Genomic DNA, 24,977 nt, shown 5'->3' with positions numbered 1-24,977 from the left:
CGCAGGATGTAATGGTGCAGGGGGTCTTCGGTGACGTCCCTATAGGTAGAAAGATACCAGAGCGGATCGAAAAACGGGTTCGGCTTGCGCCCCTCGCGCCACCCTGAGGTATGGTAATGCATGAGCGCGCCGCTGCCGATCTCCTGCAGATCGGGGTTGCGCGAAAGGTAGAACGCCGTGTCGAAAAGACCGGAATGGCCAATCGTTCTGAGGATCGTAGGCATAATCGGTTTCTCCGGCGATTCGTTAATAAAACATTAAAGACTTTTCCGAAAAACGACTACATTTTGTGCTCGTGGCCATGCCATCCGGCCTTGCGCTCTTATGCCTTCATCTGCCCGTGCACTTTGTGGGCCAATTGCAGCCACGCGCGGCAGATGCCATATCTGCTTCCCCACTTTGTCTCGTGTCGCCATCAGGCGTCTGTTTGCAGGCATCGAGGGAGTCATGATGAGGCGTTCGAGTGATCCGGTCGCACCCTTTGAAGGGCGTCGGCGCTCATGCGAGTTGAGAGGCCATGCATAATCATTCTGACGCATCTGCGGTTGGGGCAGAGGGTGCCGGCGTGACCGAGGCCCCTTGTGGGCAGGACGGTGGTGGCGATGCCACGTCGTTCAGCGTTACGCTTGAAGACGGACTTACGCTCGAATGCGGGGCCCATATAGCGCCGCTCGATATTGCCTACTGCGCCTATGGCACGCTCTCGCCGAAACGCGATAACGTCATCCTGGTCTGCCATGCCCTGACGGGTGATCAGTATGTGGCCGAGACCCATCCGGTGACAGGAAAGCCGGGCTGGTGGAGCCGTGCGGTTGGTCCCGGCAATGCGATCGACACGGATCGTTTCTACGTCATATGCGTCAATGTGCTCGGCGGCTGCATGGGGTCTTCAGGTCCCAAGACACTGCGTGGCAATGGCGAACCCTGGGGCACGGATTTTCCGCCCATCACGATAAGGGACATGGTGTTTGCCCAGGCCAGACTGCTCGATCATCTGGGTATCGGGCGCCTGTTTGCGGCAATCGGCGGCTCCATGGGCGGAATGCAGGTTCTGCAATGGGTAGCGAGCTTTCCCGAACGTGTCGGCGCTGCCATGCCCATCGCGACCGCGCCGTTTCACTCGGCCCAGAATATCGCGTTCAATGAGGTCAGTCGTCAGGCGATCTGCGGCGATCCTGACTGGTGTGGCGGGCGGTATTGGGCGCATGGCACCATTCCGGCCAAGGGCCTCGCTGTGGCCCGCATGATGGCGCATATTACCTATCTTTCCGAAGAGGCGCTGACACAGAAATTCGGGCGTCGCACGAGGCGTGACGCCGTGCCGTCTCATGACGCGGCCTCGAAGGGCACGTCTCTTTTTGGTGAGATTTTCGAGGTCGAGAGCTATCTTCGTCATCAGGGGTCGAGCTTCGTGCGTCGCTTTGACGCCAACTCCTATCTCACCATCACACGGGCGCTCGATTATTTCGATCTGAGCGCTGATTACGATGGCGACCTCTCGGCGCCTTTCCATAACTGCGCGACGCGGTTCTGCATCATCTCGTTCACGTCTGACTGGCTTTTCCCGACATCGCAATCGCGCCTTCTGGCGCGCGCGCTCAACAAGGCCGGGGTGAACGTGTCCTTTGTCGAGATCGAGAGTGACAGGGGGCATGACGCCTTTCTGCTGGACGAGCCCGATCTCGAGCGCACCATGCGCGGTTTCATCAACGGTGCGGCAGAGCAGGCCGGTCTCGGAGGACGTCATGCGTCTTGATCAGCATCTGATTGCCGAGATGATCGAGCCGGGGACGCGCGTTCTGGATGTCGGTAGTGGCGATGGCGCGTTGATCGACCATCTGTTTCGCACGCGCCAGTGCGACGCCCGTGGTATCGAGATCGATATGGGCGAGGTGACGCGCTCTGTCGCGCATGGACTGCCGGTGATGCATGGCGATGCCGATCATGATCTGGCGCATTATTCCGACGACGCTTTCGATTATGTGGTGTTGCAGCGCACGTTGCAGGCGGTAGAGAAACCGCGCGAAGTGCTGCGCCAGATGCTGCGCATCGGCCGACACGCCATCGTTTCCTTTCCGAATTTTGGTCACTGGCGTCTGAGGTTGCAGATCCTGCTCAGCGGTCGGATGCCCATGAATGCCGTGTGGCACACGCCCTGGTATGAAACACCGAATATCCATCCCTGTACCATTCAGGACTTCCTCGCCCTGTGCGAAGCTGAGGGTTATGTGATCGATCGGTGGCTGGCCATTGACGAGGCAGGCGAACGCGCACCGTGGCGACGCTCGATCAGACTGGCCAATCTCTTTGGTGAGCAGGCCCTGTTTCTGCTGCGCCGCAAATAGCACCCTGCGCCCAAGCCTTATTTCGATTATTGTCGAAATAAGGCTTTACTCGCGCCACAGGCCATGGTTGCATGATTTCTTCCTTCAGGTTTCCCAACGCCCTGTGATGACAGGAGAGCGGAGTTTCCATGACCGATATTCTGACTGCGATCGCCGAGCGTCGCTCAGCCAAGCGCTTCGATCCCAATGTGACCATTTCCGAGGAGGAGCTTCGCTCTATCCTTGATGCCGGGCGCAAGGCACCCACGGCGTTCAATATCCAGCATTGGCGCTTTGTTGTGGTCTCCGACCCTGCATTGAGAAAGCAGATACGCGAAGTTTCCTGGAACCAGCCTCAGGTCGAAGAGGCGAGTGCGCTGATCATTCTCTGTGCCGATTTCAAGGCATGGGAAAAGAACCCGGCGCGCTACTGGGCAGCGGCTCCTGACAAGATGCAGGCGACCTATGAGGGCATGATCAACCAGTTCTATAGCGGCAATGAACAGCTGCAGCGTGACGAGGGTATCCGCTCCTGCGGCATGGCCGCTTATGCATTGATGCTCGCAGCGGCTGCTCATGGCTATCAGAGTTGCCCGATGGACGGGTTCGACTTCAAGGCGGTGGGTTCTCTCATCAACCTGCCTGACGACCACGAAGTCGTCATGTTCGTTGCGATCGGGAAGAAGGCGGCGGAATATCCGCCCCATGGCGGGCATCTGCCGCTGAACGAAACGATCATTCATAACCGCTTCTCCTGACGAAAGCGCGCCGCCGCGCCGATCTGCGCGGCGGCGGGACTTTTGTGAAGATCCTGACTGTTTTGTTAGGGGAACTGCTTGCGTCCGGGATGGGCTCTGCCTATATGGGGGCCTTCCCGGTCCAGATTTGACTCTGTCGGCACGGGCGTCTGGCAACGGGCGCCTTTTGCGTAGCCTGACCCGTCATTCCCGGATCTCTTCTTTCCCTTGTGACGTCCGGGCCAAGAGGCGTCATCCCGTGAGCCGCGTGCAATTCGCATGGCTCGTGCCCGAGGAGGCGCCTCTCTTATGACCAGTTTTGCCGATCTTCAGCTTGCCATGCCCATCCAGCGCGCGCTGACCGAGGAAGGGTATACGACCCCGACCCCGATTCAGGCGGGAGCGATCCCCTATCTTCTGCAGGGCCGCGATCTTCTGGGACTTGCCCAGACCGGAACCGGCAAGACGGCAGCGTTTGCGCTTCCCGCCCTGCATCGCCTGCTGACCCATCCGCGCCCGCTGACACCCAAGAGCGCACGCGTTCTGGTGCTTGCGCCGACGCGCGAACTCGCAGCGCAGATCGACGACAGCTTCAAGAACTACGCCCGCCACATGAAGCTTCGCCATGCCGTGATTTTCGGCGGCGTAGGGCAGGGGCGTCAGGTGGAAGCCATGCGTCGCGGCGTGGACGTGCTGACAGCAGCACCGGGCCGACTGCTCGATCTGATCGGCCAGGGTCATATAGATCTGCACGACCTCGAGGTTCTGGTGCTCGATGAGGCTGACCGCATGCTCGACATGGGCTTTGTGCGCGACATCAAGCGTATCGTGGCGCTTCTGCCCAAGAGCCGCCAGACCGTTCTGTTTTCGGCCACCATGCCCAAGGCAATCGAGGATCTGGCGCATTCGCTCCTTCATGATCCCGCAAAGGTCGAGGTCACGCCGCCTTCTTCCACGGTCGATCGTATCCGCCAGGGTGTGATGTTCGTGAAGTCGGAAGACAAGCGCGCAGCGACCTTGCTTCTGGTCAAGAATCCCAAGGTACAGCGCGCTGTCGTGTTCACGCTGATGAAGCATGAAGCGAACAAGGTGGCCGATTTCCTCAATGCCGAGGGTATCCGCTCCGAGGCCATTCATGGCAACAAGTCGCAGGGCGCGCGTGAGCGTGCCATGGCGGGCTTCCGCGACGGTTCGGTCAAGGTGCTGGTCGCCACTGATATCGCCGCGCGCGGCATCGATGTTGACGATGTGAGCCATGTCTTCAATTACGATCTTCCCAACGTTGCCGAGAGCTATGTGCATCGTATCGGTCGTACAGCACGTGCGGGCCGTGACGGCTGGGCGGTGTCGCTGTGCGATGCCGAACAGCGCGCATGGCTGCGTGATATTGAAAAGCTGATCGGCAAGGCCATTCCGGTTGTGACGGACCATGCCTATCACTCGGAAGAAGCGCAGAATTCCACCATGCGTCCGCCTGTTCTGGGTGGCCGCGGTCGCAACCAGCCTCGTGGCGGTGGTCAGCGCTCCGGTAGCGGTGGCCGTCCCGGCTCGGGCCCGCGGGGTGGCAATGAAGGCGGTCGCCCCTCGGGCGGGCGTCCGGGTGGCAATAACCGCCCGCAGGGTGGTCGTCCGTCACGCCCGCGTTCGAAGTAAAATAACGGCATGCAGTCTTCGGCGTATATGCCGGTGTGACCGGGTGTTCCGGCAACACCTGCAGAATGGATGCAACGAAAGCCTCAGGCCTTACAGGTCTGAGGCTTTTGATTTTTGAGGTATCCATAAGTCTTTGACTTAATGTTTCGGCAAATTGTAAAGCAGGTATTTCAGCGCTGATCATATAGTGGGCTGCGGCGTTCCCATTTCTGATTAGCCGTGACGCTCTATTGTCACAACTCCGTGTAGAAAAATGCCGGATTTCTGATCTAACGCTCGGAAATACATGGGAAAATTGCTAATTAGGGTAAATAGGGTGCCCTATTACGGACATGTTATGTTTGAACCGGCGATAGATCACGCGGTTTAACACTCGAATGTCGGCAATAGCGCCGGGTATTTCGAGGACGGTACGTGTCTCACAGCAGAACCATTCTTACGCTCAACTCGGGCTCATCGAGCATCAAGTTTGCTCTGTTCGACGAAGCGAGTGCGACCGAGCGATTGCTCTCGGGGTTGGTCGAATACCAGCCCGGGGGCGCCATCTTGACGTCGCGTACGCCCGACGGTGTCAGCAAACGCATGGTGATCGAATCTGGCGATAACCAGACCGATGCCCATGGTCAGATGATCCGACATGTTCTGAACTTCGTCGAAAATCATGATAGCGGTTCAAGTATTGCGGCAGTCGGCCACCGTGTGGTCCATGGCGGACCCCATTTCGAAGGTCCTACCCGTGTCGATCAGGAGGTGATCGGGCAACTTGAGGCTCTTGTACCTCTCGCCCCCCTTCATCAGCCTCCCAGCATTGCTCCGATGCGCCTGCTGATGGAGCAGAAGCCCGACCTGCTGCAGGTGGCGTGTTTCGATACGTCATTCCATCACACGATCCCGACAGTGCGCACGCGTCTTCCTCTCCCGGCAGAACTGCTCGACGGGGGGGCGCGCGTCTATGGATTTCACGGGCTTTCCTATGATTTCATAGCGAGTGAGCTTGAGGCGCGTTTCCCCACCATCGCGCATAAATGCGTTCTCGTTGCCCATATCGGTAACGGTGCCAGCCTTTGTGCCCTTGTTCATGGGCGCAGCACTGCGACGACCATGGGGCTGACGGTTCTGGATGGCCTGATGATGGGAACGCGTTGCGGAACCATCGATCCCGGCGCCATTCTCTATCTTCTGCAACAGAAGAACATGACGCCGAAGGAGGTTCAGGACACGCTCTATTACAAGTCCGGACTGCGCGGCGTTTCCGGGCTTTCAAGCGATATGCGTGTCCTGCGCGAAAACGACGCCGACGAGAATGTGCAGCTTGCGCTCGATATGTTTGTCGAGCGTTTCGTGCAGCAGGCAGGTGGCCTGATCGCCCAGATGGGCGGGGTCGATGCCATCGTCTTTACGGGCGGTATCGGACAGCACGACGCCGCTTTCCGGCGTGCTGTGTGTCAGAGACTCAAATGGCTCGACGTTCAGCTCTGCGAAGACGCGAACCTTGCAGGCCGTCCCAGGATCAGCCAACGATCGGGACGGGTCATGGTGCTGGTTGTTCCTGCGGATGAGGAAACAACAATCTTTCGCCAAACAAAAAGAATAATGGAAGGAAGTCACAAGTCATGACCGAAAAAGGTCCGCTTTCAACAGCGCAGCTCGCTCTTTTCGACAAGTGGTGGCAGGCTGCAAACTATCTCTCGGTGGCCCAGATCTATCTTCTGGACAACCCGCTCCTGCGTGATCCGCTCAAGATCGAGCATGTGAAGCCACGCCTGCTCGGCCATTTCGGCACGACGCCTGGTCTGACGCTGCTTTATCTGCATCTTAACCGCATCATCAAGGAGCGCCAGAAGAGCGTGCTCTTCATCGCAGGTCCCGGCCACGGGGCTCCTGGCGTTGTTGCGGCAACCTATCTCGAAGGCACCTATAGCGAGTACTTCCCGGAAGTTTCGCAGGATGTCGAGGGCCTTGGTCGTCTGGTCAAGCAGTTCTCGTTCCCCGGTGGTATTCCGAGCCATGTGGCGGCGACCACACCCGGTTCGATCCATGAGGGCGGTGAACTCGGCTATTCGGTTTCCCACGCCTACGGTGCGGTGCTTGATAACCCTGATCTGATCGTTGCCTGTGTCGTCGGCGACGGTGAAGCCGAGACGGGGCCGCTTGCGACCTCCTGGCACAGCAACAAGTTCCTTGATCCGCGCAATGATGGCGCCGTTCTGCCGATCCTGCATCTGAATGGCTACAAGATCGCCAATCCGACGGTTCTGGCACGTATCCCGGAAACCGAGCTGCTCGATCTGTTCCGTGGCTACGGCTACGAGCCGATCATCGTGAAGGGCAGCGACCCTGACGTCGTGCATCAGGCGATGGCGAACGCCATGGACGAGTGCTTCGACAAGATTGCGGAAATCCAGAAGCGCGCACGTTCCGAAAACTCGGCCGAGCGTCCCACCTGGCCGATGATCATCATGCGCACCCCCAAGGGCTGGACGGGTCCGAAGGAAGTCGACGGGCAGCGTTGCGAAGGCTACTGGCGCTCGCATCAGGTGCCGCTGACCGACATTGAGAAGCCGGGCCATCTGAAAATCCTCGAAGACTGGATGCGCAGCTACAAGCCTGAGACGCTTTTCGACGAGAATGGTCGTCTGCACGCTGAAATCGCAGCGCTTGCGCCTGAGGGCACGCTGCGCATGAGCGACAATCCTCATGCCAATGGTGGCCAGCTGCGCCGTCCGCTGCGTATGCCGGATATCGAAGGTCACGCCCTGACTGTGCCGTCACCGGGCGCTGTTCAGGCTGAAAGCACCCGTATTCTCGGCTCGTGGCTGCGCGACGTGATGCGCATGAATCTCGAGAGCCGCAATTTCCGCGTGCTGTCGCCTGATGAGAACAATTCGAACCGTCTGAATGACGTGCTTGAAGTGACCAACCGCGCCTGGACCGCAGAGACGCGTTCTTACGACGATCATCTTGCTCCCGATGGTCTGGTCATGGAAATTCTCAGCGAGCACACCATTCAGGGCTGGCTGGAAGGCTATCTTCTGACCGGTCGCCATGGCTTCTTCTCGTGCTACGAGGCCTTCGTCCATCTGGTGGACTCCATGGTCAACCAGCATGCGAAATGGATCAAATCGGCGAAAGAGGTTCAGTGGCGACGCCCGATTGCCTCGCTAAACTACCTGCTGACTTCACATGTCTGGCGTCAGGATCATAACGGCTTCAGCCATCAGGATCCGGGATTCATGGATCATGTGGTGAACAAGAAGGCCGATATCGCCCGCGTGTATCTGCCGCCCGATGCAAACACCCTGCTGTATGTGGCCAAGCACTGCCTTGAGAGCTGGGACCGCATCAATGTCATCGTGGCCGGCAAGCAGCCGGAGCACCAGTGGCTCGATATGGACTCAGCCATTGCGCATTGCAGCCAGGGTATCGGTATCTGGCAGTGGGCGAGCAACGACAAGGGTTATGAGCCCGACCTCGTGATCGCTTCTGCTGGTGACGTCCCGACGGTTGAGGCGCTGGCAGCCGTTCAGCTTCTGCGTGAACACACACCTGACCTCAAGGTGCGCTTTGTGAACGTGGTTGATCTGATGACCCTGCAGTCGCCCAGCGAGCATCCTCATGGCCTGGACGATGTCATGTTCGACAATCTGTTCACCAAGGACAAGCCGGTACTGTTCGCGTTCCACGGCTATCCGCAGCTTGTGCATCGCCTGATCTATCGTCGCAGCAATCGTGCAAACTTCCATGTGCATGGTTTCCGCGAGGAAGGCACCACAACCACGCCGTTTGACATGACTGTGCGTAACAATCTTGATCGTTATCACATCATCCTGAACGCCGTGCGCCGTGTGCCGTCGCTCTCGGGTCATGCTGCCTATGTCACGCAGATGATCAACGACAAGCTCGTCGAGCATAAGCGTTATATCGCCCAGTACGGTCAGGACATGCCCGAAATCCTGAACTGGAAGTGGCAGGGGAACAGGGGCTGATGTCGGAAACGGTTCAACTCGTCCTCGCCGATGTGGACGGCACGCTGGTTACTCAGGACAAGATCCTGACGCCACGCGCCATCCGCGCCGTCCATGCCCTGAGAGATCGGGGTATAGGATTTGCCATTACGAGCGGTCGCCCCCCTCGTGGCATGGCGATGCTGATTGAACCTTTGGCGCTCGAATTGCCGATCGCCGGTTTCAATGGTGGCGTTCTGGTCCATCCGGACTGGAGCGTCATCGACACCAAGCGCCTGACTCATGCCCAGGTGGATACGGTTCTCAAGATCATTCGTGATCATGGGGCCGACCCCTGGATCTACACCAGTCATGACTGGTTCGTGAGCGACTGGGATGCCCCTCATGTGTCGTGTGAGGAGTGGACAGTCAAATTCGCCCCGCGCGTCGATGATGTCTCAAGGCATCTCGACGATGTGGTGAAAATCACCGGGGTCAGTGACGATCTCAAGCTAATGCAGAAACTCGAAAAGGATCTGCAGGAAGCTCTCGGAAAAACAGCCTCAGCGGCGTGTTCGCAGCCCTATTATGTGGATGTCACCAATCGTGACGCCAACAAAGGAGGGGTTGTTACCACTCTTGAGACCCTGCTCGACATCCCCGCATCAGCAATGGTGACGATCGGCGACCAGCCCAATGATATGCTGATGTTTGCAAAGAGCGGTATGTCGATCGCCATGGGGCAGGCCAATGACACGGTCAAGGCTGCTGCAACCCATGTCACCACGTCCTGTGAGGATGAAGGATTTGCGATTGGCCTCGAACGCTATGTGCTCGGAGACGTTACCGCCTGATCGGTCTCACAGAACAGGATAGTGCCCAGTGATTGATCTCTATTATTGGCCGACCCCCAATGGCCACAAGATTACGCTGTTTCTTGAGGAGGCCGGTCTCGATTACCGGATTATCCCGGTGGATATCGGCAAGGGTGACCAGTTCGAGCCCGATTTTCTCAGGATCTCTCCAAACAACAAGATGCCGGCTATCGTCGATCATGAGCCAGCGGATGGCGGTGCGCCGCTGAGTGTTTTCGAGTCAGGGGAAATCCTGCTCTACCTTGCGGAGAAGACGGGGCGTTTTCTCTCGTCTGACCCTCGCAAGAAGATTGCAACGCTCGAATGGTTGTTCTGGCAGATGGGAGGCTTCGGGCCGATGCTAGGCCAGAACCATCACTTCGCCCTCTATGCTCCAGAAAAAATCCCCTACGCGATCAAGCGCTACCAGGATGAGACGAAACGCCTGTACGGGGTGCTTGAGACGCGACTGAAAGCGCAGCCATTCGTCAGTGGGGAAGAATATGGCATTGCCGATATGGCGACCTATCCCTGGACGCGCACCTGGAAAGAACAGGGCATTGATCTCGACTCTTTCCCCATGATCAAGGCATGGCGTGACGCAATAGAAAGCCGTCCCGCAACACAGCGTGCCCTTGCAAAAGCTGAGGAAGTGAAGCGCTAAGTCAGGACTGCAGGCTGGGGGCTGTTATAGCCTCCAGTCTGTGATCGACTCCTTTCCGGATCTATGACCGGATTGAGGCGTTCGACACTGCGCCAATCAACCACGACGTTTTCCCTTATGGCAGAGCGAGGCCAGACGGTGACGGCTATCGCTAATTGTCGCACAGACCATTTTCTGTTGCGGCGCTTAGAGCCTGTTTGGAAACTCACGGATGGGCATTTCTGCGTGTGAGACTGGCGCCCATGGCGACGAGGATCATGGCCTGTGAGACGTCGATACGACGCTCATAGTTACGCACGAGACGTCGCCAGCGGCTCATCCAGCCAAAGGTCCGCTCCATCCCGGCGTCGGATGACTTCGACGATGAAGTCCAGATAAGCCGCCTTGTCCATCAACTTGAGCCGCCCGTAAGCCCCGTCGGCGAACAAATGCCTCACCCAGGGCCAGCGCTTGCAGATTGCATCCAGGATCATCTGCGCGCCCGCGCTGTCGGAGATGTCGGCCGGGGTCAGATTGACCATCAGCAAACGTCCGTCTGTATCCACGGCAATATGCCGCTTACGCCCGACGACCTTCTTGCCGGTGTCATAACCTCTTGTTTGCGCATGCGGTGCCTTGATGCTCTGGCTGTCGATCATCCCGGCGGTCGGGCTCGTCTCGCGAGCTGACCGCTCCCGATCGAGCATCAGTTCGACGTCATGAATAGTCTGAAACCGAAACCGCCGGGCCAGCTCTCGAAACCAGCCATAGACCGTGCGCCAGTGGCCGAAATGGATCGGCAACATCCGCCAGCCACAGCCCGAGCGAACCAGGTAGCGCACCGCATTGATCACCTCGCGAAATTCGATCTCGCGTGGACGGCCTATGCGCCCCGGTTCGGGCATCAGCGGCGCGATCCGCTCCCATTCCTCGTCCGTCATGTCCGACGGATAGCGCTTCGTCTTGCGGGCAATCCCGGCCATTCGCGCCCTCTGCTCCGGTGTCCACATCCAGAGCTTGAATCACATCCGCTCCAAATTTCCAAACAGGCTCTGAGAGGGCGTAAATGCCCCACCCGTCACAACTTGCCAAAGACACCTTTTTAACTCTGCGAGAAACAAAGTGAGCGGATCTATTCGAGCAATATCATCTCTACGATTATCATCCCTTCCAAAGATCTTCGACGTCAGTTATCTTTTTTGAAGCTTCCACAATCGGTCCGAAATCCGTTCGCTGCATCCAGTCGGGTGATACGTCGCGGAAGATGATATGCTTTTTACGATCCAGGACGTATATCGCCGGTTTAGGGAGTTCCCATCTGTCCATTCCGTTGAGGCTTCGAGGGTCGATGCCTTTTTCGATTGCGGCCTGACGGGATGGTTCGTCGTATTCGTAAGTGATGCCGAGCTTGCGTGACAGCTCGAGGCCTTCATCCGTCACGACGGCAAATGGCAATTGATGCGCCTCGCTAATCGCGCGGAGAAGCTGGGGCGGCTGGGGGGATATTGCGATCAGCTCAACGTCGAGGCGCCTGAGTTCCGGAAACAGATGATCGCGGTAATAGGGCAAGGCGATATTGCAGGCCGGGCATCCGGCAAAACGGAAAAATATAAGGACTGATGGTTTGCCATCCGCCTGAGGATACGTCAGTTGCGTGCCGTCCAACCCGGTCAGCAAGGCGTCAGGAAAGCGATCCCCAACGCCAGGTCTTGATGAAAGATCATGCTCGCGAACAAGGAGCGCGCGCTGATTGCGATTGATCGCCAGAGCCTCTGCGGGCCAGGATTGTTCCCGCTCGCGTTCGAGGGCCTCGAACCGTTCTGACAGAGAGGGGGTCTTCCGGTCTGTTGCATCGAGGGCTGCGGGGAAATCGCCCATGAGATCATGCTCCTGAGATGGCTGCTATTTCCCCCTACGGTGTCAGACGCTTCGCGAAATCCCAACAGAGTTTCGCTCAACCTCCAGTTTGACGTTTCTCATGAGCGCTTCATTCCTGATTATCCCGGGTTTCCTGCACCAGCAATTCGGCAAGGTCATCGGCTGCTTCCGAAATACCGCGCCGTTTGAACAATATTGTAGGAAGGTCCGGCAGGTTGGGCAGGCTACCGGAAGTCATGACAGGCAACCCCGCAGCCGCGGCGTAGCCGGTTGTCCGCGCACTGGCACCGAGCCCACTCTTCAGGGCTGCCCTCAGGCCGGGAAGATGGGGCGTCTCAAGCAGGATGCGGTGCTCACGGCCCGCATTCTGCAACGTGGTGAGAACAGCGTTACGGAACTGGCAGGGCGGTTCGAGCAGGACCAGAGGCACTTCACCGGAATCCGCATGTGTCTGATTGCCGAGCCAGATCATGCGGGTCTGGGCGACCTCGACCAGTTCAGCATCGCCACGTTCAGCATGGCGGCCGAAACCGAGCACGACATCGAGCTTGCTGCGGTCGTACAGATCGAGCAGATCCATGGTGCCCCCGACATGCAGACGCAGCCGGGCTCGCGGATGAGCATGGTGAAACCGCGCGAGAACCCCAGGGAGGATGGTGTCGGCGTAGTCCTGTGTCATGCCCAGATGGATCGGCTCCGGGTCAAAGCCCTGACCCATTGATTGAACGATCTGATCGTTCAAGGCGAGAAACTGTCGCGCCCTGACGAGAAGATCCTCTCCTGCGGCTGTCAGTGTCAGAGCCCGGCCATCGCGACGAAAGAGTTTCTGCTGCAGCAGGTCTTCCAGACGTTTCATCTGAAGGCTGAGCGCTGACTGAGTCAGAAAAATCGCTTCCGTCGCCTGTGCCATGGAGCCGGCATCGACGATCGCCACGAAAGACCGGACGAGTTCTGTCGGCATATTGGTCGCCATGCGCCTTGGCTGACGCTGCGGGGTGGGGGCGGGAGCTTCTGACATGGAGCCTCGTTTAACGATATAAAACTGTCTATTTAATATTATTGCGTTGAATGATCGGAAAACTCAATGTGAAATAGGATTACCACGACACAGATTCGGTAAATGGGAGAAGCAGGATGGCTGTCGAGTTCATAGGCTTTGTCGGCAATCGCAACGCGTCGGAAACCATCGCGCCCACCGGCGCAAGTTTCGACCCGCTTTATGTCGAGACCGCAGCCAAGATTCACGAAAGCGCCGGTTTTGATCGTGCGCTTTTCGCGCTGCATTCGGACTCGCCCGACAGCTTCACGGTAGCGGCCCATGCCCAGGCTATTGCGCCGAAGCTTGGCCTGCTGATCGCCCACAGGCCAGGCTTTATTGCTCCCACTCTTGCGGCGCGTCAGTTCGCGACGCTCGACCACCTCTCGAACGGGCGTGTCGCCCCTCATATCATCACAGGGGCGAGCGATATCGAGTTTCAGGCAGATGGCGATTTTACAACAAAATCGGAACGCTACGCCCGTACCCGGGAATATCTCGACATCGTACGTCTCGAATGGGGCTCGGAAGAGCCGTTCGATTATGACGGCCGGTTTTATCGTGTCGCTGGCGGCCGCTCACAGATAAGGCCCCGAAACGCCGCCGGAATACCGGTCTATTTTGGCGGCTCTTCTCCCGAGGCCATAGAAGTGGCGGGGAAGCACGCTGACGTCTATGCGCTTTGGGGAGAAAGCTATGCCCAAGTTGCCGAGACTGTTGCAAGGGTCAGGGCGGCGGCGGCACCCTATGGCCGCTCCCCCCGGTTTTCGCTTTCTCTCAGGCCCATACTTGCCGAAACCGAAGATGGCGCCTGGGCTAAGGCCGAGGGTATTCTGGCGAGAGCGCAGGCTCTTCTGAGCAGAACAGGCTTCGGCAGAGAGGCTCATATTCATGCAGAGGGTTCGCGCCGTCTTCTGGCCGCAGCAGGTGACAACCATCGCGCCGACAAGCGCCTTTGGACCGGCATCGCGGCCCTGACAGGGGCGAAGGGGAACTCAACCTCGCTTGTAGGCACTCCAGATCAGGTGGCTGACGCGCTGCTCGATTACCACCGTCTGGGCATTTCCACGTTTCTGATACGCGGCTTTGATCCCTTGCCCGATGCGCTTTCCTACGGCAGCGATCTCATACCGCGCGTCAAGGCGTTGATCGCCCGTGAAGAGGCCCAGGCGGCACAGATTTCCGCCAGCAAGGCCGCGTAAGATGAGCCAGGTTCTGGAACGTGTTTCGCCAGGAGAGGCCCTTGAGGTGAAGCCGATACGGGTTCTCAACCAGATCGGCCTCGATCTGACCGACGCCGTCGGCCTCCTTTCTCGGGCAGTGTTCCTTTCAGCGTCTCGGGAGGAAGCGCCCTGGCAGGTGGGTGATGCGACCATTCTCGTGACAGGCCCTTCAGCTGCATGGCGTCAGGCGCCCGCCACGCCACCCGAAGGATGGCCATTCAATCTCGAATGGGTCCAGATCGCCTCATCAGGGATCGACGGCTTTCCCGCCTGGCTTTTCGATGTTCCAGAAGTCACGACGGGTCGCGGTGTGACGGCCGAAGCGATTGCCGATTATGTTATGGCAGCAATCCTTGATGACGTGAAAAATCTCTCTTCGCGCCATGCCCATGGACCCGAGGACTACGCGTCTGCGGATGCACTCAAACCGCTCGGCACGCTGGATGGGAAGGTATTGGGGCTGGCCGGGTTCGGCGCCATAGGGGGTGCTGTCGCAAGGCGTGCGGAAGCCTTCGGCCTAGAATTGCGTGTCTGCCGAAAGTCACGTCAGGCTGAATTGCCCGGTATCGCCTCGGTGGACAGTCTGCCCGATCTGCTTGCTGCCAGCGACATCGTGGTGCTGGCCCTGCCGCTCGATGACGAAACGCGGCATTGCGTTGACCGGCGCGCCTTGTCCCACGCGAAGCCTGGCCTCCATCTGATCAATGTCGCCAGAGGGGGGCTGATTGATCAGGAAGCCCTTATCGAGGCGCTCGCGAGCGGAATCGTGCGTCTGGCAACACTGGATGTGACCGAACCCGAGCCACTCCCGGCCGGACATGCTTTCTACAGCCATCCCGCTATCCGTCTCACACCGCATATTGCCTGGTCTGGAGGGCAGGGGCGTGAACGGCTCGCAGCCCTGATTGCCGGAAACATCCAAAATTTTCTCGTCGGCGAGTCTCTTGTGAACCGTATCGAGAGCGCGTCGAAAATCGCAGATCCGTTACGCGTCTAATCTGAAAGTCCTGACTATGAGTGTTCTTGCTCCCGAAAAGACAGCACCTGCCCGCGCTATCCGTCTCAGGCCTCGCCCTGAGCCACAGAGCTTTGAGGAGGAGCGGCTGCACCGCAAGCAACGGCTTGCAGCGACGTTCCGGCTGTTTGGCCGATATGGTTTCGATCAGGGGCTGGCCGGGCATGTGACGGCGCGCGATCCTGAATTTCCGGATCGGTTCTGGATCAATCCGCTTTCGGTTCATTTCTCGCAGATCAAGGCTTCGGACCTTCAGCTGGTCGATCATGAAGGGAATATCCTGATCGGAGACAAACCGATCAATCAGGCGGGCTTTACCATTCACTCGGCCATTCACCGCGAACGGCCTGATGTGATCGCTGCTGCGCATACACACTCGACCTATGGCAAGGCATTTTCCACACTCGGGATCGAACTTGCCCCACTGACGCAGGATGCCTGCGCCTTTTATGAAGATCACGCGGTTTTCGACCCTTTTTCAGGCGTCGTTCTGAATGATGATGAGGGCGATCGTCTTGCGCGTACTCTTGGCCAGCGAAAGGCGCTCATTTTGCAGAACCACGGCCTTTTGACCGTCGGACCGACTGTCGAAGCAGCCGCATGGTGGTTTCTCGCCATGGATAATGCCGCCCAGACACAGCTGCTCGCCCAGGCGGCGGGGGAAACGCGACCTATCGCTCCCGATATCGCCCGTCTGACAGCGAGCCAGGTCGGCACGCATCAGGGTGGATATTATTCCTTCCAGCCTCTTTGGGACTGGATTACGGCGGCAGAGCCCGAACTTCTGGATTGAGCACTTCCATGGCAAGCATCACCCCTTTGCGGGACTTTGTGGAGGCGTTTACGGCCCTCATTGATCGCAATGAGGGACAGGAGCGTATTCTCGACCAGGGGGCAGTGCTTCTGCGCAGTCTGATCGCGCATGATCGCTGGTTGCCGGAGCAGTTCGCCCGTCCTGACCCCGAACGCTATAGCCAGTATCTGCTCCACGCTGATCCCTACGGTCGGTTTTCGGTGGTGAGTTTCGTCTGGGGGCCGGGTCAGACCACGCCCTTGCACGACCATCGTGTCTGGGGTCTGATCGGCATTCTGCGTGGTCGTGAGCGGGAGGAAAGCTACGCCCGCACCAGGGCAGGTTTCGTGCTGGAAGGGGAAGAGATCCTCGAGCCCGGCCATGTCGGACTCCTGCGCCCTGGCGAGCGCGATTATCATCGCGTCTCGAACGCGCTTGCTGATGAGACCTCGCTCTCCATCCATGTTTACGGTGCCAATATCGGCGCTGTCGCGCGCGCCACCTATGACATCGAGACCGGGCAGGAGAAAATTTTCATCTCCGGCTACTCGTCCGATGTTGTGCCCAATCTATGGGATCTAACGAAATGACCAGAACCATATCGTCCGAGCTTGTGCGGGCATCCTTGCGCGAGGGGCGCGAAATCGCGCTGATCGATCTGCGCGAGGAGGGGCCGTTTTCACGCGCTCATCCGCTTTTTGCGGTCAGTATTCCACTCAGCAGGCTCGATCTTGATATCAATCGCCTCGTACCGAGGGGCGATGCGCCGATCGCGGTCTATGATGATGGAGAAGGCTACGTCGCTCGAGCTCTGCCGCTTCTTGCGGCGCTGGGCTATGGCAATGTTGCGTCGCTTGAAGGCGGCCTCGCTGGGTGGCGTGAGAGTGGCGGCGAGATCTTCATTGACGTGAACGTGCCGTCCAAGGCTTTTGGCGAGCTTGTCGAGCATGAACGTCAGACGCCCTCACTTCCTGCAGAAGAGCTGGAGAAGCGCATCGCAGAGGGCGAGAATATCGTAATTCTCGATGCGCGGCGTTTCAGCGAATATGAAGTCATGTCCATTCCCGGCGGACGCAGCGTTCCGGGTGGAGATCTCGCATACAGGGCACGCGATAATGCGCCGTCTCCTGATACCACCATCGTGGTCAATTGTGCCGGGCGCACACGGTCGATCATAGGCGCGCAATCGCTCGTCAATGCGGCCCTGCCGAACCCGGTCTATGCCTTGCGTAATGGAACGATCGGCTGGACTCTCGCCGGTTTCGATGTTGCGCGCGGCCAGCATGCAGCAGGCGCTCCGGCAAGCGCAGATCATGTGGCTCTGGCCCGTAAGCGGGCTGAAGAACTGGCTGAAGCGACCGGTGTCAGAACGCTCACGCCAGCAGAATTTCTGGCGTTGCAGGCGGACAGAACGCGCACGCTTTATCGTCTGGATGTGCGTTTGCCAGAGGAATATGCGGCGGGGCATCTTCAGGGTTTTGCCTCTGCGCCGGGTGGTCAGCTTATACAGGCGACGGATGAGTGGATTGCCGTGCGTCACGGCACGATCGTGTTGAGCGATGATGACGGCGTAAGGGCGCGTATGGCCGGACACTGGCTGCGTCAACTCGGATGGAACGAGGTCTATGTGCTGGTCGAATGGGGAGACCTCGAGCAGGCGACCAAGGCTGGCGCCTCGGATGTCTGGCCGGGCTTTTCGTCTCCCAGTATCCGCGCCGTTTCGCCGCAATCCTATGCCGATGAGGCTCAAAAGCCTCTTCTCGTCGATTTGGCGACGACCCCGATCTATCGGAAAGGGCATATCCCAGGCGCGGTGTTCGCGACACGGGCAGAGCTTGCAACACAGCTCAAGGCACGGGAAATCAGGAGAATTGTCCTGACTTCTCCTGATGGTCGTCTGGCCGCGCTCGCCGCGCCCGAACTTGCTGCCCTCGGCATTGATGTGCGTGTGTTGCAGGGCGGTACGGAGGCCTGGCGTGCCGAGGGTTTTACCCTTGAGGCGGGACTTGATGAAGCACGCGCGCTGACATCAACCGACGATGTCTATAAGCGCCCTTATGAGGGCACAGATAACGGCTCTGCGGCGATGCAGGCCTATCTCGACTGGGAGTTCGGTCTTATCGCGCAACTTGAGCGCGATGGGACGCATAATTTCCGGGTGCTGGGTCCGATCTGACCCGGTCGCGATAGACTGACGCCAGTCCGATTTGTGTCGGGCTGGCGTTTTTGTTTCGTCAGCCTGAGGGCGGGTCAGCCGTTCAGGAGAGAGCTCAAGGCTGGCGTGAATACCGAGGCGAGGTTCGGGTTGGGGGGCAGGGCGCCAGCGCCGCCGAGGGTATGGGCGACCTCTGATGCTGTGGCGATATCAGATGGCTTCCATGGCCGCGTGTGATAGGCGCGGTTCATGTGATTGAGATAGGAGAGGACGAGCGGTTCGGGAACATGCACGTCTGGTGCGACGGCGCGCGCCCAGCGGGGTTTGTCGGCATTGAGCTGCGAATACGCCTTGCCTAGGCGATTGATGTAATCGGCCGAGGCGGTCTTGAAACCTGTATCGCCAAGATGCTGCGGATTGATGCCGATGAAGTAATGGCCAGACAGGATATCCTCTGCGCTTTCAAGGATACGGGCGCTGTTATCTGCCTCAAGAATTTCGATGGCATAGCCATAGGTGGCCCAGGCGTCGAGACTGCCGGATTTCAACGCCGTCAGACCCTCGCTCATGCCGAGGGCGACAGGAGTGATATCGGCCAGCGTCATATTATGCCGTGCCAGCATCTTGAGCAGAAAATACTGCGTGGTGGTCGAGCGGATGTAGCCCACGCGCTTGCCGCGCAGATCGCAGAAGTTTTTGAGCGGCGATCTTGTCGGAACCAGAACCGCCTGATTGGTGGTTGGCCCTTCAAGCGTTGCTGCCACTGCGACACGCGCACCGCTCGACGCCGCGAACACCATCGGGATCTCACTCCAGGCACCAAGATCGATCGCATCGGCATCTATCGCCCGGGCGATCAGATTGCCGGAATTAAATTCGCTGAAAACGACCTTGTAAGGAAAGTCATCAAGCCCCGTCGTTCGCAACAGGGTCTGATCGGCGCCACGAAACGTCGCAACGCGCAGGGTTACCCGCGACAGATCATCAGCAAAGCTGCGCTGTGGCAGGAGTGTCGCGGCGGGAATGCTGGCCAGCAGGGCTCTTCTGGAGAGTTTCATACGGGTCTGTCCTGTTGCAGGGCCGCACGACCGGCGGCAGAGAGAGCGATATCGGCCTGGGGTGTATGGATACGGGCACACAGAACATTGCGGTAATGGCGCTCGAGCGGGTTATCCCTCGTGAGGGCGGGGTTGCCGATGGCGGCGACGCAGCGCTCCACGGCCCTGATCGCATTTTCGGTTACGATATGTTTGGTGAGATTGGCCTCTGTCGCGGTCGCTTCGCGCCGCTCCTGACGGGCGATCTGATGCGCGATCAGGGCCTCGTTACTGAGCAGAAGGGCCTCGATTTCTCCCGCGATTTCATGAAAGCGCGGCAGCGTGGCGAGACTCTGGCCAAGATTGGCAGGTGTGCGATCGCGCAGGAAACCGTGAAACCACTCGACAGCGGCTCTCGCCACGCCGTCATAAAGGGCGGCAATCACCACGCCATGCCAGGCGGCCAGATCGTCTCCATGGCCTTTCCAGTCGTCGGGCGCGCGTAGATCAAGCAGATGCTCATCAGGCACAGACACATTCGTGAAGGAGATCGTATGGCTGCCGGTGGCGCGCATGCCGAGATGGTTCCAGCTCGGCTCAATCAAGACGCCATCCTGGTCGAGCGGAACCAGAACATGGCCGACACGGGGATGGGCCTCGTCGGTGGCTGCCCAGACAATTCCCCAGCGCAGCGCGGTTGAGCCGGTCGAGTAGATTTTGCTGCCCGTGAGCACCCATGATCCGTTCTGACGGCGCAGGACGGTTGCAGGGATACCGCCTCGCGCCGGGGTTCCAAGCGCTGGCTCGACACGCAGGGCGTTGATAAGCGCCCCCGTTCTGACAGCTTCTTCAGAAATCAGCCGATCGGTTGCTTCAGGCCATTGCGCCGATGCGGCACCGGCATGCTGCAGATATTGCATCGAAAGAATCAGAGCCGTTGACGGGTCTCCTTTCGCGATGGCGGAGATCACACGCGTCACATCACGCAACCCTGCGCCTTTTCCGCCAAATTCGGGCCGAACCGTCAGGGCCAGAAGCCCTGCCTCGCGCAGATCGGCCAGATTGGCGGTGCAGATTTCTCCCGACTGATCATGAGTGGCTGCGCGACGGGCGAAAGCCGACGCGAGCGTTTCGAGCAGGGGGGCGGAAACCGTCATCTGTTTTTCTTCCTCTGGGCCGGACCTCTGTATCGGGTCTTTTCTATGGACCGCTCCTCGGAAAACAAAATGAGGAACAGTCATGGGTCATATTTCACTATTGAATGTTGTTGTTTGTTGAAATATACAATCGTTGCACAATAAATACGAGGCCTATCATTTCGGAGAGCCTCGATGACCCCGCTTGCACGACACGTCGCCCCTGCTTCTGCGCGGAAAGGACAGACAGCCCTGTTTCGTCTGCTGCTCTGCACGAGCACTTCTGCGGCACTTGTCTGCAGCCTTGCGGCGACGGCTCACGGAGCGACGCGAACCCAGCCCGGCAGTCAGGTTGGCCTGCCGTCACTCAATGACAAGCACCAGCCCCGCAGGAAGGCCGGTGCTGCGCTCAGGAAACCCGCTGCGGTAAAACCCCGGCAACAGGGAAGTCACCTACCTGCGGGAAGTGAAACGCTGGTTGTAAGCGCGCCGTCGCGTGCCGATCATCTGGTCAATCAGGCGCAGAAGACGGCGCAATCCATTTCCGTGCTGACAGGTGACAGGCTTCGCACGCTGGGCGTGACCGATATGCGCCAGATCAGCAATCTGACCCCCAATCTTTACCAGCCGCGTGCCTCGGTCGGTTATTCGGCTACGAATTACTTCATTCGCGGCATCGGAGAGCTGGACCCCCAAGGTGAGCCATCGGTCGGGACATATATCGACGGCGTCTATCTGCCACGCACACTCGGCACAATGCAGGAACTGCTTGATATCGAGGCTATTGCCATCAGCCGTGGTCCGGTTGGTTTTACGGAAGGCCATCAGGCCGAAGGGGGCGCCGTGCGTATCACGACGGAAGTGCCGACCAACCGCACCCATGTTTCGGCGCTTGCGGGCTATGGTTCTTATAATGAATATCGCCTGAGCGTGGCTGCCAGCGGTGCGCTGCTCAAGGACAAGATTTATGCCAGTATCGCGCTGAACCATCATGGTCGTGGCAGCATCGACCACAATTACACGCTCAATCGTGGTGAGAATAATATCGATTACAGCCAGGGACGCGGAAAGTTACGATTTACGCCCAACGAACGGCTCGACATCACCCTGGCTTTCGATGGCACGATCGATAACAGCACCAATCGCGGTTACGGCAATCTGCTGAACCCCTATCGCTATGGTCTGTATTCGCGCATCTATCCGAAAAACAATTACAACGAGGTCGGATTTACAGGGAACATCAATTACATCCTCGACTCCCATCTGACGCTTCATGGCACCACCGGCATACGTGGTTATGACATGAAGGGAGATTACGACAATTTCGGTGACACCTATATCCGTGCTTCGCAGCTTCTCTCTTATCGTGACCGCGCCTACTCGCAGGATGTGCATCTCAAGGGCGATTATGGCCGCTTTTCCTTCACCACAGGCGCATTTTTCTTTTACGAAGACTGGTTTACGCAACGTCGGGCCAATAACGCCGCAGGGACACAGACCAATAATCCGGCGCTGATACGATATCAGCCTGTTTATGCCGTGATCGATCAGCTTACACGCAACTGGGCGGTTTATGGTGAGGCGCATTATCGCCTTACCCCGACGCTGACGGCCACGGCCGGGCTGCGCTTCAACTGGGAAAACCACTCGAACTCCGAGCAGCTTTCCTATCTCGTTGCAGCGTCTCCCTTTACGCAAGGCGTCGCCAATAATCTGCAGACACTCTATTCCGCGACACCGGGCCAGCAGGCCTGGAGCGCCGGTGTGACCCGCAGCTGGACGCAGCTTCTGCCAAAGGGGGCGTTGACCTGGCAGGCGACATCGCGGCTCATGCCCTACGTTTCTATTTCCCAGGGGAGCAAATCCGGTGGTTTCGACTATCGGGCACAGACGCCCACCGCGCTCGGCAGGTTGCAGGCCCTCTTGCCCTATAAACCCGAAATTCTGACCACCTATGAAATCGGTGCGAAGACGAGACCGATACCCGGTATCCTGACCGCGAATGCCGATATCTTCTATAACGATTTCCAGAATATCCAGGTGACCACTCTGGACCCTGCCTCAGGCCTGACAAGACGCTACAATGCGGGCAAGGGTCACTCTGTCGGCGCTGAGTTCGAGACAACAGCGCAGGTCACGAAAGGCTGGGAGATCAACGGCACGGCATCCTGGCTGTTTGCCCAGCTCGACAGCTTCGCCGGTACTTTCAGCCAGACACGACTGGCTAATGGGCAGACGCTCAACGGCACGCCGCGCGCGGGTGGCCCGCTGCCCTATTCGCCCCGTTTTCAGATGCATGCAGGCACGAGTTACCGCTTCTCGGTGCCCCGTCTGCCTGGTGCCTGGCGGGTCGGGGCAGATATTTCCTATCAATCGAGCCTCTTCACCGATGCGTTGACCAACGGACAGACGCGCCTGCCAGCCCAGACCTATGTCAACGCAATTGCTGCCTGGACGAGCGCCAACCACCGATGGACGGTGACAGTCAACGGCCGAAATCTGCTGGACCATCGCTATCCTCAGACCCTCAGCTTCGTGCAGGGGGGAGGCGTGCCGGTTTATTATGCGGCGGCTTTCAACGATCCGCGCACGATTTACGGTTCCGTCGAATTTCGTCTTTGATGAGGGATCACGCGTCAAAACCTGCATTCATTGGAAAAACTGAAGTCGCTTAACACCCTAACTCGTTTGTCCTGATGTTGAATTGGCGCTCGGATGACGTCGCATCCTTTTGCGGAGTCAGGATCCATGTCGGTCAAATTCATCGGATATATCGGGTTCAACAACAGTTCGGAGGTTGATCAGGGCACGCGTAACCGTGCCCTCGACCTCGATTACGTGCGTAGTGCCCTACGTGTGCAGGAAGAAGGGGGATTTGATCGGGTTCTCATCCCGTTCGGTTCCAACACGCCGGAGAGCCAGATCGTGGCGGCTTATGGCGCCGCCCTTACCACAAGGCTTGGTTTTCTCGTGGCTCATCGCCCCGGCTTCACGCAGCCTACACTGGCGGCGCGGCAGCTCGCGACACTTGACCAACTCTCCAACGGGCGCGTAGCCGTTCATATCATCACCGGTGGCGCGGATGAGGAAATGGCCCGTGACGGCGATGTCGGCACGACCAAAGCCGAACGTTATGCGCGCAGTGATGAATATCTCGATGTTCTTCGTCAGGAATGGCAGGCTGACGCGCCCTTCGATCATGACGGACGTTTTTACCGGATACGCAAGGCGCAGAGCGCCATAAAGCCAGAGCATTTACCCGTATTTTTCGGTGGAACGTCCCCGGAAGCCATCGAAGTGGCGGGGCGTCATGCCGATGTCTACGCAACTTGGGGAGAAACATTGTCTGCCACCCGGGAGACGATTACCCGAGTCCGGGCCTCGGCTGCCCGTTATCGACGCTCGCCGGGGTTTTCGCTGTCGCTCAGACCGGTCATTGCCGCCACCGAGGAAGAGGCCTGGCGCAAGGCCGCGTCTATCGTTGAGCGCGTGCGCGAAGCCCGCATTCGCCAGGGCTTGCCGATCCGCGATCATGCGCCGCCTAATGATGGCTCACGCCGTCTTCTGGAAACGGCTTCTGCTCTGCGTCAGGATGAAAGGCTCTGGACTGGCGTCGCCCAATTGACGGGGGCGGCTGGCAATTCTACCGGGTTGGTCGGTACGCCTGAGCAGGTAGCTGAAGCCATGCTCGAATATTATCGTCTGGGCGTCGATCATTTCCTCATCCGAGGGTTTGACCCCCTCGGCGATGCGGAACTGTATGGGCGTGACCTTCTGCCAGTCGTCCGGGAGAAGATCGCGGCCTATGACGCGCTGCAGTCGGTGCAGGCCAGTTAGTGACGTTACGTTGCCTGAAGCAAGTCGGCGGAAGCTTGAGGAAAAGCTGATCCGGCGGACGTGCTGGCAAAAGACTGAGGGGATGGGGGCGGGCGGGGCGACAAGATCACGATTGGTCTCAGAGACAGAGACAGAGACGAAGCGTTGAGATTCACCTAGTGAGCGCAATTTCCGCATGACCCGCTCGTGTTTTTGCAGGGGAAGATCACCATTTTCTGCCCGGCTATTCAGAGCCATATGCAGGAGATGTCGTACATGAAGATGCATTTTGCGCTTGGCTGCTCGACGAAATTGTATCTTGTCTACGATCATCCGCATGAGACGCAGCTCTGTTGTTTCAATCGCCGGTTCAGGGACCACGCGTCGCCAACGCAACCCGCATCGCTGTAGAGATCGTCCGGCGCATGCCCGATCAGGTCGGCTTCGTGGTCCAGCCGAAACGCCGGGTGGTCGAGCGCTTCTTCGCCTTGGCCAACCGTCGCTTCTGGAGGGATACCAAGGCCACAATCGCATCCGCCTTCCTCTACGCCGCAGCCTTCCTCATCCTGATCCGGCGTATCGCTCGTTCTGAATGAGTCTCGGGACGGACTCTCAAAAGACTTCGATACCGCACACCCCTTGGTATGATAAGGTAAACTTTAAATTATCATTATAATAAATAGATTGTAAATAATGTGGAACATAATAGAAATATATAATATAATTTAATAAT

19 protein-coding genes and 2 pseudogenes are annotated in these 24,977 nt (G+C 58.4%); 16 read left to right on the top strand and 5 right to left on the bottom strand.

The features are described from left to right. Positions 1–517 precede the first annotated feature (517 nt). The 8 genes from metX (at position 518) to AA105894_RS13490 (ending at position 10,176) form a co-directional block, all read left to right on the top strand. Complete coding sequence (gene metX / locus AA105894_RS13525) at positions 518–1,756, top strand: homoserine O-acetyltransferase MetX (RefSeq protein ID WP_267312221.1); 1,239 nt, start codon at positions 518–520, stop codon at positions 1,754–1,756. Continuing rightward, a complete protein-coding gene (metW, locus tag AA105894_RS13520) occupies positions 1,746–2,345 on the top strand; it encodes a methionine biosynthesis protein MetW (protein WP_188426400.1) in 600 nt (199 codons plus the stop codon). The genes metX and metW overlap by 11 nt, the downstream gene beginning before the upstream one ends. Positions 2,346–2,473: 128 nt before the next feature. After that, positions 2,474–3,082 carry a nitroreductase family protein gene (locus AA105894_RS13515; RefSeq protein WP_267312220.1) on the top strand — a complete coding sequence of 203 codons (609 nt, stop codon included), beginning with the start codon at positions 2,474–2,476 and terminating at the stop codon, positions 3,080–3,082. Between the two features lie 288 nt (positions 3,083–3,370). Then, positions 3,371–4,714 (top strand): DEAD/DEAH box helicase, encoded by a 1,344-nt coding sequence (locus tag AA105894_RS13510; protein WP_267312219.1) that lies wholly within the window; start codon positions 3,371–3,373, stop codon positions 4,712–4,714. A 414-nt stretch (positions 4,715–5,128) separates the two neighbouring features. Further along, positions 5,129–6,331 carry an acetate/propionate family kinase gene (locus AA105894_RS13505; protein ID WP_267312218.1) on the top strand — a complete coding sequence of 401 codons (1,203 nt, stop codon included), beginning with the start codon at positions 5,129–5,131 and terminating at the stop codon, positions 6,329–6,331. Then, positions 6,328–8,700, top strand: a complete 2,373-nt coding sequence (locus tag AA105894_RS13500) for a phosphoketolase family protein (RefSeq protein ID WP_267312217.1) — start codon at positions 6,328–6,330, stop codon at positions 8,698–8,700. Before AA105894_RS13505 ends, AA105894_RS13500 begins: the two co-directional genes overlap by 4 nt. Further along, positions 8,700–9,512 (top strand): Cof-type HAD-IIB family hydrolase, encoded by an 813-nt coding sequence (locus AA105894_RS13495; RefSeq protein ID WP_267312216.1) that lies wholly within the window; start codon positions 8,700–8,702, stop codon positions 9,510–9,512. Before AA105894_RS13500 ends, AA105894_RS13495 begins: the two co-directional genes overlap by 1 nt. A gap of 28 nt (positions 9,513–9,540) precedes the next feature. Then, positions 9,541–10,176 carry a glutathione binding-like protein gene (locus AA105894_RS13490; protein WP_267312215.1) on the top strand — a complete coding sequence of 212 codons (636 nt, stop codon included), beginning with the start codon at positions 9,541–9,543 and terminating at the stop codon, positions 10,174–10,176. A 205-nt stretch (positions 10,177–10,381) separates the two neighbouring features. On the opposite strand, the pseudogene AA105894_RS13485 reads toward AA105894_RS13490, so the two are convergent. The 3 genes and pseudogenes from AA105894_RS13485 to AA105894_RS13475 form a co-directional block, all read right to left on the bottom strand. Further along, positions 10,382–11,165: pseudogene (locus AA105894_RS13485) on the bottom strand (IS5 family transposase). Positions 11,166–11,316: 151 nt separating this feature from the next. Continuing rightward, complete coding sequence (locus tag AA105894_RS13480) at positions 11,317–12,033, bottom strand: peroxiredoxin-like family protein (RefSeq protein ID WP_267312214.1); 717 nt, start codon at positions 12,031–12,033, stop codon at positions 11,317–11,319. Positions 12,034–12,142: 109 nt separating this feature from the next. Then, positions 12,143–13,051, bottom strand: coding sequence for a LysR substrate-binding domain-containing protein (locus AA105894_RS13475; protein ID WP_267312213.1), 909 nt, complete (start codon positions 13,049–13,051; stop codon positions 12,143–12,145). A gap of 116 nt (positions 13,052–13,167) precedes the next feature. Here AA105894_RS13475 and AA105894_RS13470 point away from each other — a divergent pair, with 116 nt between their 5' ends. The 5 genes from AA105894_RS13470 to AA105894_RS13450 are packed head-to-tail and all read left to right on the top strand — an operon-like array spanning position 13,168 to position 18,276. Beyond that, on the top strand, positions 13,168–14,271 hold the full coding sequence (locus tag AA105894_RS13470; protein WP_267312212.1) for an LLM class flavin-dependent oxidoreductase: 1,104 nt from the start codon (positions 13,168–13,170) through the stop codon (positions 14,269–14,271). A gap of 1 nt (position 14,272) precedes the next feature. After that, positions 14,273–15,289, top strand: coding sequence for an NAD(P)-dependent oxidoreductase (locus AA105894_RS13465; RefSeq protein ID WP_267312211.1), 1,017 nt, complete (start codon positions 14,273–14,275; stop codon positions 15,287–15,289). 16 nt (positions 15,290–15,305) lie between these two features. Further along, a complete protein-coding gene (locus AA105894_RS13460; RefSeq protein ID WP_267312210.1) occupies positions 15,306–16,100 on the top strand; it encodes a class II aldolase/adducin family protein in 795 nt (264 codons plus the stop codon). An 8-nt stretch (positions 16,101–16,108) separates the two neighbouring features. After that, positions 16,109–16,690, top strand: coding sequence for a cysteine dioxygenase family protein (locus AA105894_RS13455; RefSeq protein ID WP_267312209.1), 582 nt, complete (start codon positions 16,109–16,111; stop codon positions 16,688–16,690). Further along, entirely contained in the window at positions 16,687–18,276 is a 1,590-nt protein-coding gene (locus AA105894_RS13450) for a rhodanese-like domain-containing protein (protein ID WP_267312208.1), read from the top strand. The genes AA105894_RS13455 and AA105894_RS13450 overlap by 4 nt, the downstream gene beginning before the upstream one ends. 74 nt (positions 18,277–18,350) lie before the next feature. On the opposite strand, the gene AA105894_RS13445 is transcribed toward AA105894_RS13450, so the two are convergent. Both AA105894_RS13445 and AA105894_RS13440 read right to left on the bottom strand, forming a co-directional pair. Then, positions 18,351–19,313: an ABC transporter substrate-binding protein gene (locus AA105894_RS13445; protein ID WP_267312207.1), complete on the bottom strand. Its 963-nt coding sequence runs from the start codon at positions 19,311–19,313 to the stop codon at positions 18,351–18,353. Then, on the bottom strand, positions 19,310–20,449 hold the full coding sequence (locus AA105894_RS13440) for an acyl-CoA dehydrogenase family protein (RefSeq protein ID WP_267312206.1): 1,140 nt from the start codon (positions 20,447–20,449) through the stop codon (positions 19,310–19,312). Before AA105894_RS13440 ends, AA105894_RS13445 begins: the two co-directional genes overlap by 4 nt. Before the next feature lie 174 nt (positions 20,450–20,623). Between AA105894_RS13440 and AA105894_RS13435 the strand changes: the two genes are divergently transcribed. From AA105894_RS13435 to AA105894_RS13425, 3 genes and pseudogenes are all read left to right on the top strand, one after another. Then, positions 20,624–23,050 carry a TonB-dependent receptor gene (locus AA105894_RS13435; RefSeq protein ID WP_267312205.1) on the top strand — a complete coding sequence of 809 codons (2,427 nt, stop codon included), beginning with the start codon at positions 20,624–20,626 and terminating at the stop codon, positions 23,048–23,050. Positions 23,051–23,176: 126 nt separating this feature from the next. Beyond that, entirely contained in the window at positions 23,177–24,265 is a 1,089-nt protein-coding gene (locus AA105894_RS13430; RefSeq protein ID WP_267312204.1) for an LLM class flavin-dependent oxidoreductase, read from the top strand. 353 nt (positions 24,266–24,618) lie between these two features. Then, positions 24,619–24,840: pseudogene (locus AA105894_RS13425) on the top strand (IS5/IS1182 family transposase); the annotation flags it as partial. Positions 24,841–24,977: the final 137 nt, after the last annotated feature.

This window comes from Asaia spathodeae NBRC 105894 (genome assembly GCF_025994195.1).
In the GTDB taxonomy this organism is placed as follows: Bacteria; Pseudomonadota; Alphaproteobacteria; order Acetobacterales; family Acetobacteraceae; genus Asaia; species Asaia siamensis.
This window is presented reverse-complemented; position numbering and strand designations above follow the sequence as displayed.

Excerpts from the sequence above, each read along its gene's own strand:
- metX (WP_267312221.1), top strand. The coding sequence starts at position 518 with ATGCATAATCATTCTGACGCATCTGCGGTTGGGGCAGAGGGTGCCGGC.
- metW (WP_188426400.1), top strand. The coding sequence starts at position 1,746 with ATGCGTCTTGATCAGCATCTGATTGCCGAGATGATCGAGCCGGGGACG.
- AA105894_RS13515 (WP_267312220.1), top strand. The coding sequence starts at position 2,474 with ATGACCGATATTCTGACTGCGATCGCCGAGCGTCGCTCAGCCAAGCGC.
- AA105894_RS13510 (WP_267312219.1), top strand. The coding sequence starts at position 3,371 with ATGACCAGTTTTGCCGATCTTCAGCTTGCCATGCCCATCCAGCGCGCG.
- AA105894_RS13500 (WP_267312217.1), top strand. The coding sequence starts at position 6,328 with ATGACCGAAAAAGGTCCGCTTTCAACAGCGCAGCTCGCTCTTTTCGAC.
- AA105894_RS13495 (WP_267312216.1), top strand. The coding sequence starts at position 8,700 with ATGTCGGAAACGGTTCAACTCGTCCTCGCCGATGTGGACGGCACGCTG.
- AA105894_RS13480 (WP_267312214.1), bottom strand. The coding sequence starts at position 12,033 with ATGGGCGATTTCCCCGCAGCCCTCGATGCAACAGACCGGAAGACCCCC.
- AA105894_RS13475 (WP_267312213.1), bottom strand. The coding sequence starts at position 13,051 with ATGTCAGAAGCTCCCGCCCCCACCCCGCAGCGTCAGCCAAGGCGCATG.
- AA105894_RS13470 (WP_267312212.1), top strand. The coding sequence starts at position 13,168 with ATGGCTGTCGAGTTCATAGGCTTTGTCGGCAATCGCAACGCGTCGGAA.
- AA105894_RS13465 (WP_267312211.1), top strand. The coding sequence starts at position 14,273 with ATGAGCCAGGTTCTGGAACGTGTTTCGCCAGGAGAGGCCCTTGAGGTG.
- AA105894_RS13460 (WP_267312210.1), top strand. The coding sequence starts at position 15,306 with ATGAGTGTTCTTGCTCCCGAAAAGACAGCACCTGCCCGCGCTATCCGT.
- AA105894_RS13455 (WP_267312209.1), top strand. The coding sequence starts at position 16,109 with ATGGCAAGCATCACCCCTTTGCGGGACTTTGTGGAGGCGTTTACGGCC.
- AA105894_RS13450 (WP_267312208.1), top strand. The coding sequence starts at position 16,687 with ATGACCAGAACCATATCGTCCGAGCTTGTGCGGGCATCCTTGCGCGAG.
- AA105894_RS13445 (WP_267312207.1), bottom strand. The coding sequence starts at position 19,313 with ATGAAACTCTCCAGAAGAGCCCTGCTGGCCAGCATTCCCGCCGCGACA.
- AA105894_RS13440 (WP_267312206.1), bottom strand. The coding sequence starts at position 20,449 with ATGACGGTTTCCGCCCCCCTGCTCGAAACGCTCGCGTCGGCTTTCGCC.
- AA105894_RS13435 (WP_267312205.1), top strand. The coding sequence starts at position 20,624 with ATGACCCCGCTTGCACGACACGTCGCCCCTGCTTCTGCGCGGAAAGGA.
- AA105894_RS13430 (WP_267312204.1), top strand. The coding sequence starts at position 23,177 with ATGTCGGTCAAATTCATCGGATATATCGGGTTCAACAACAGTTCGGAG.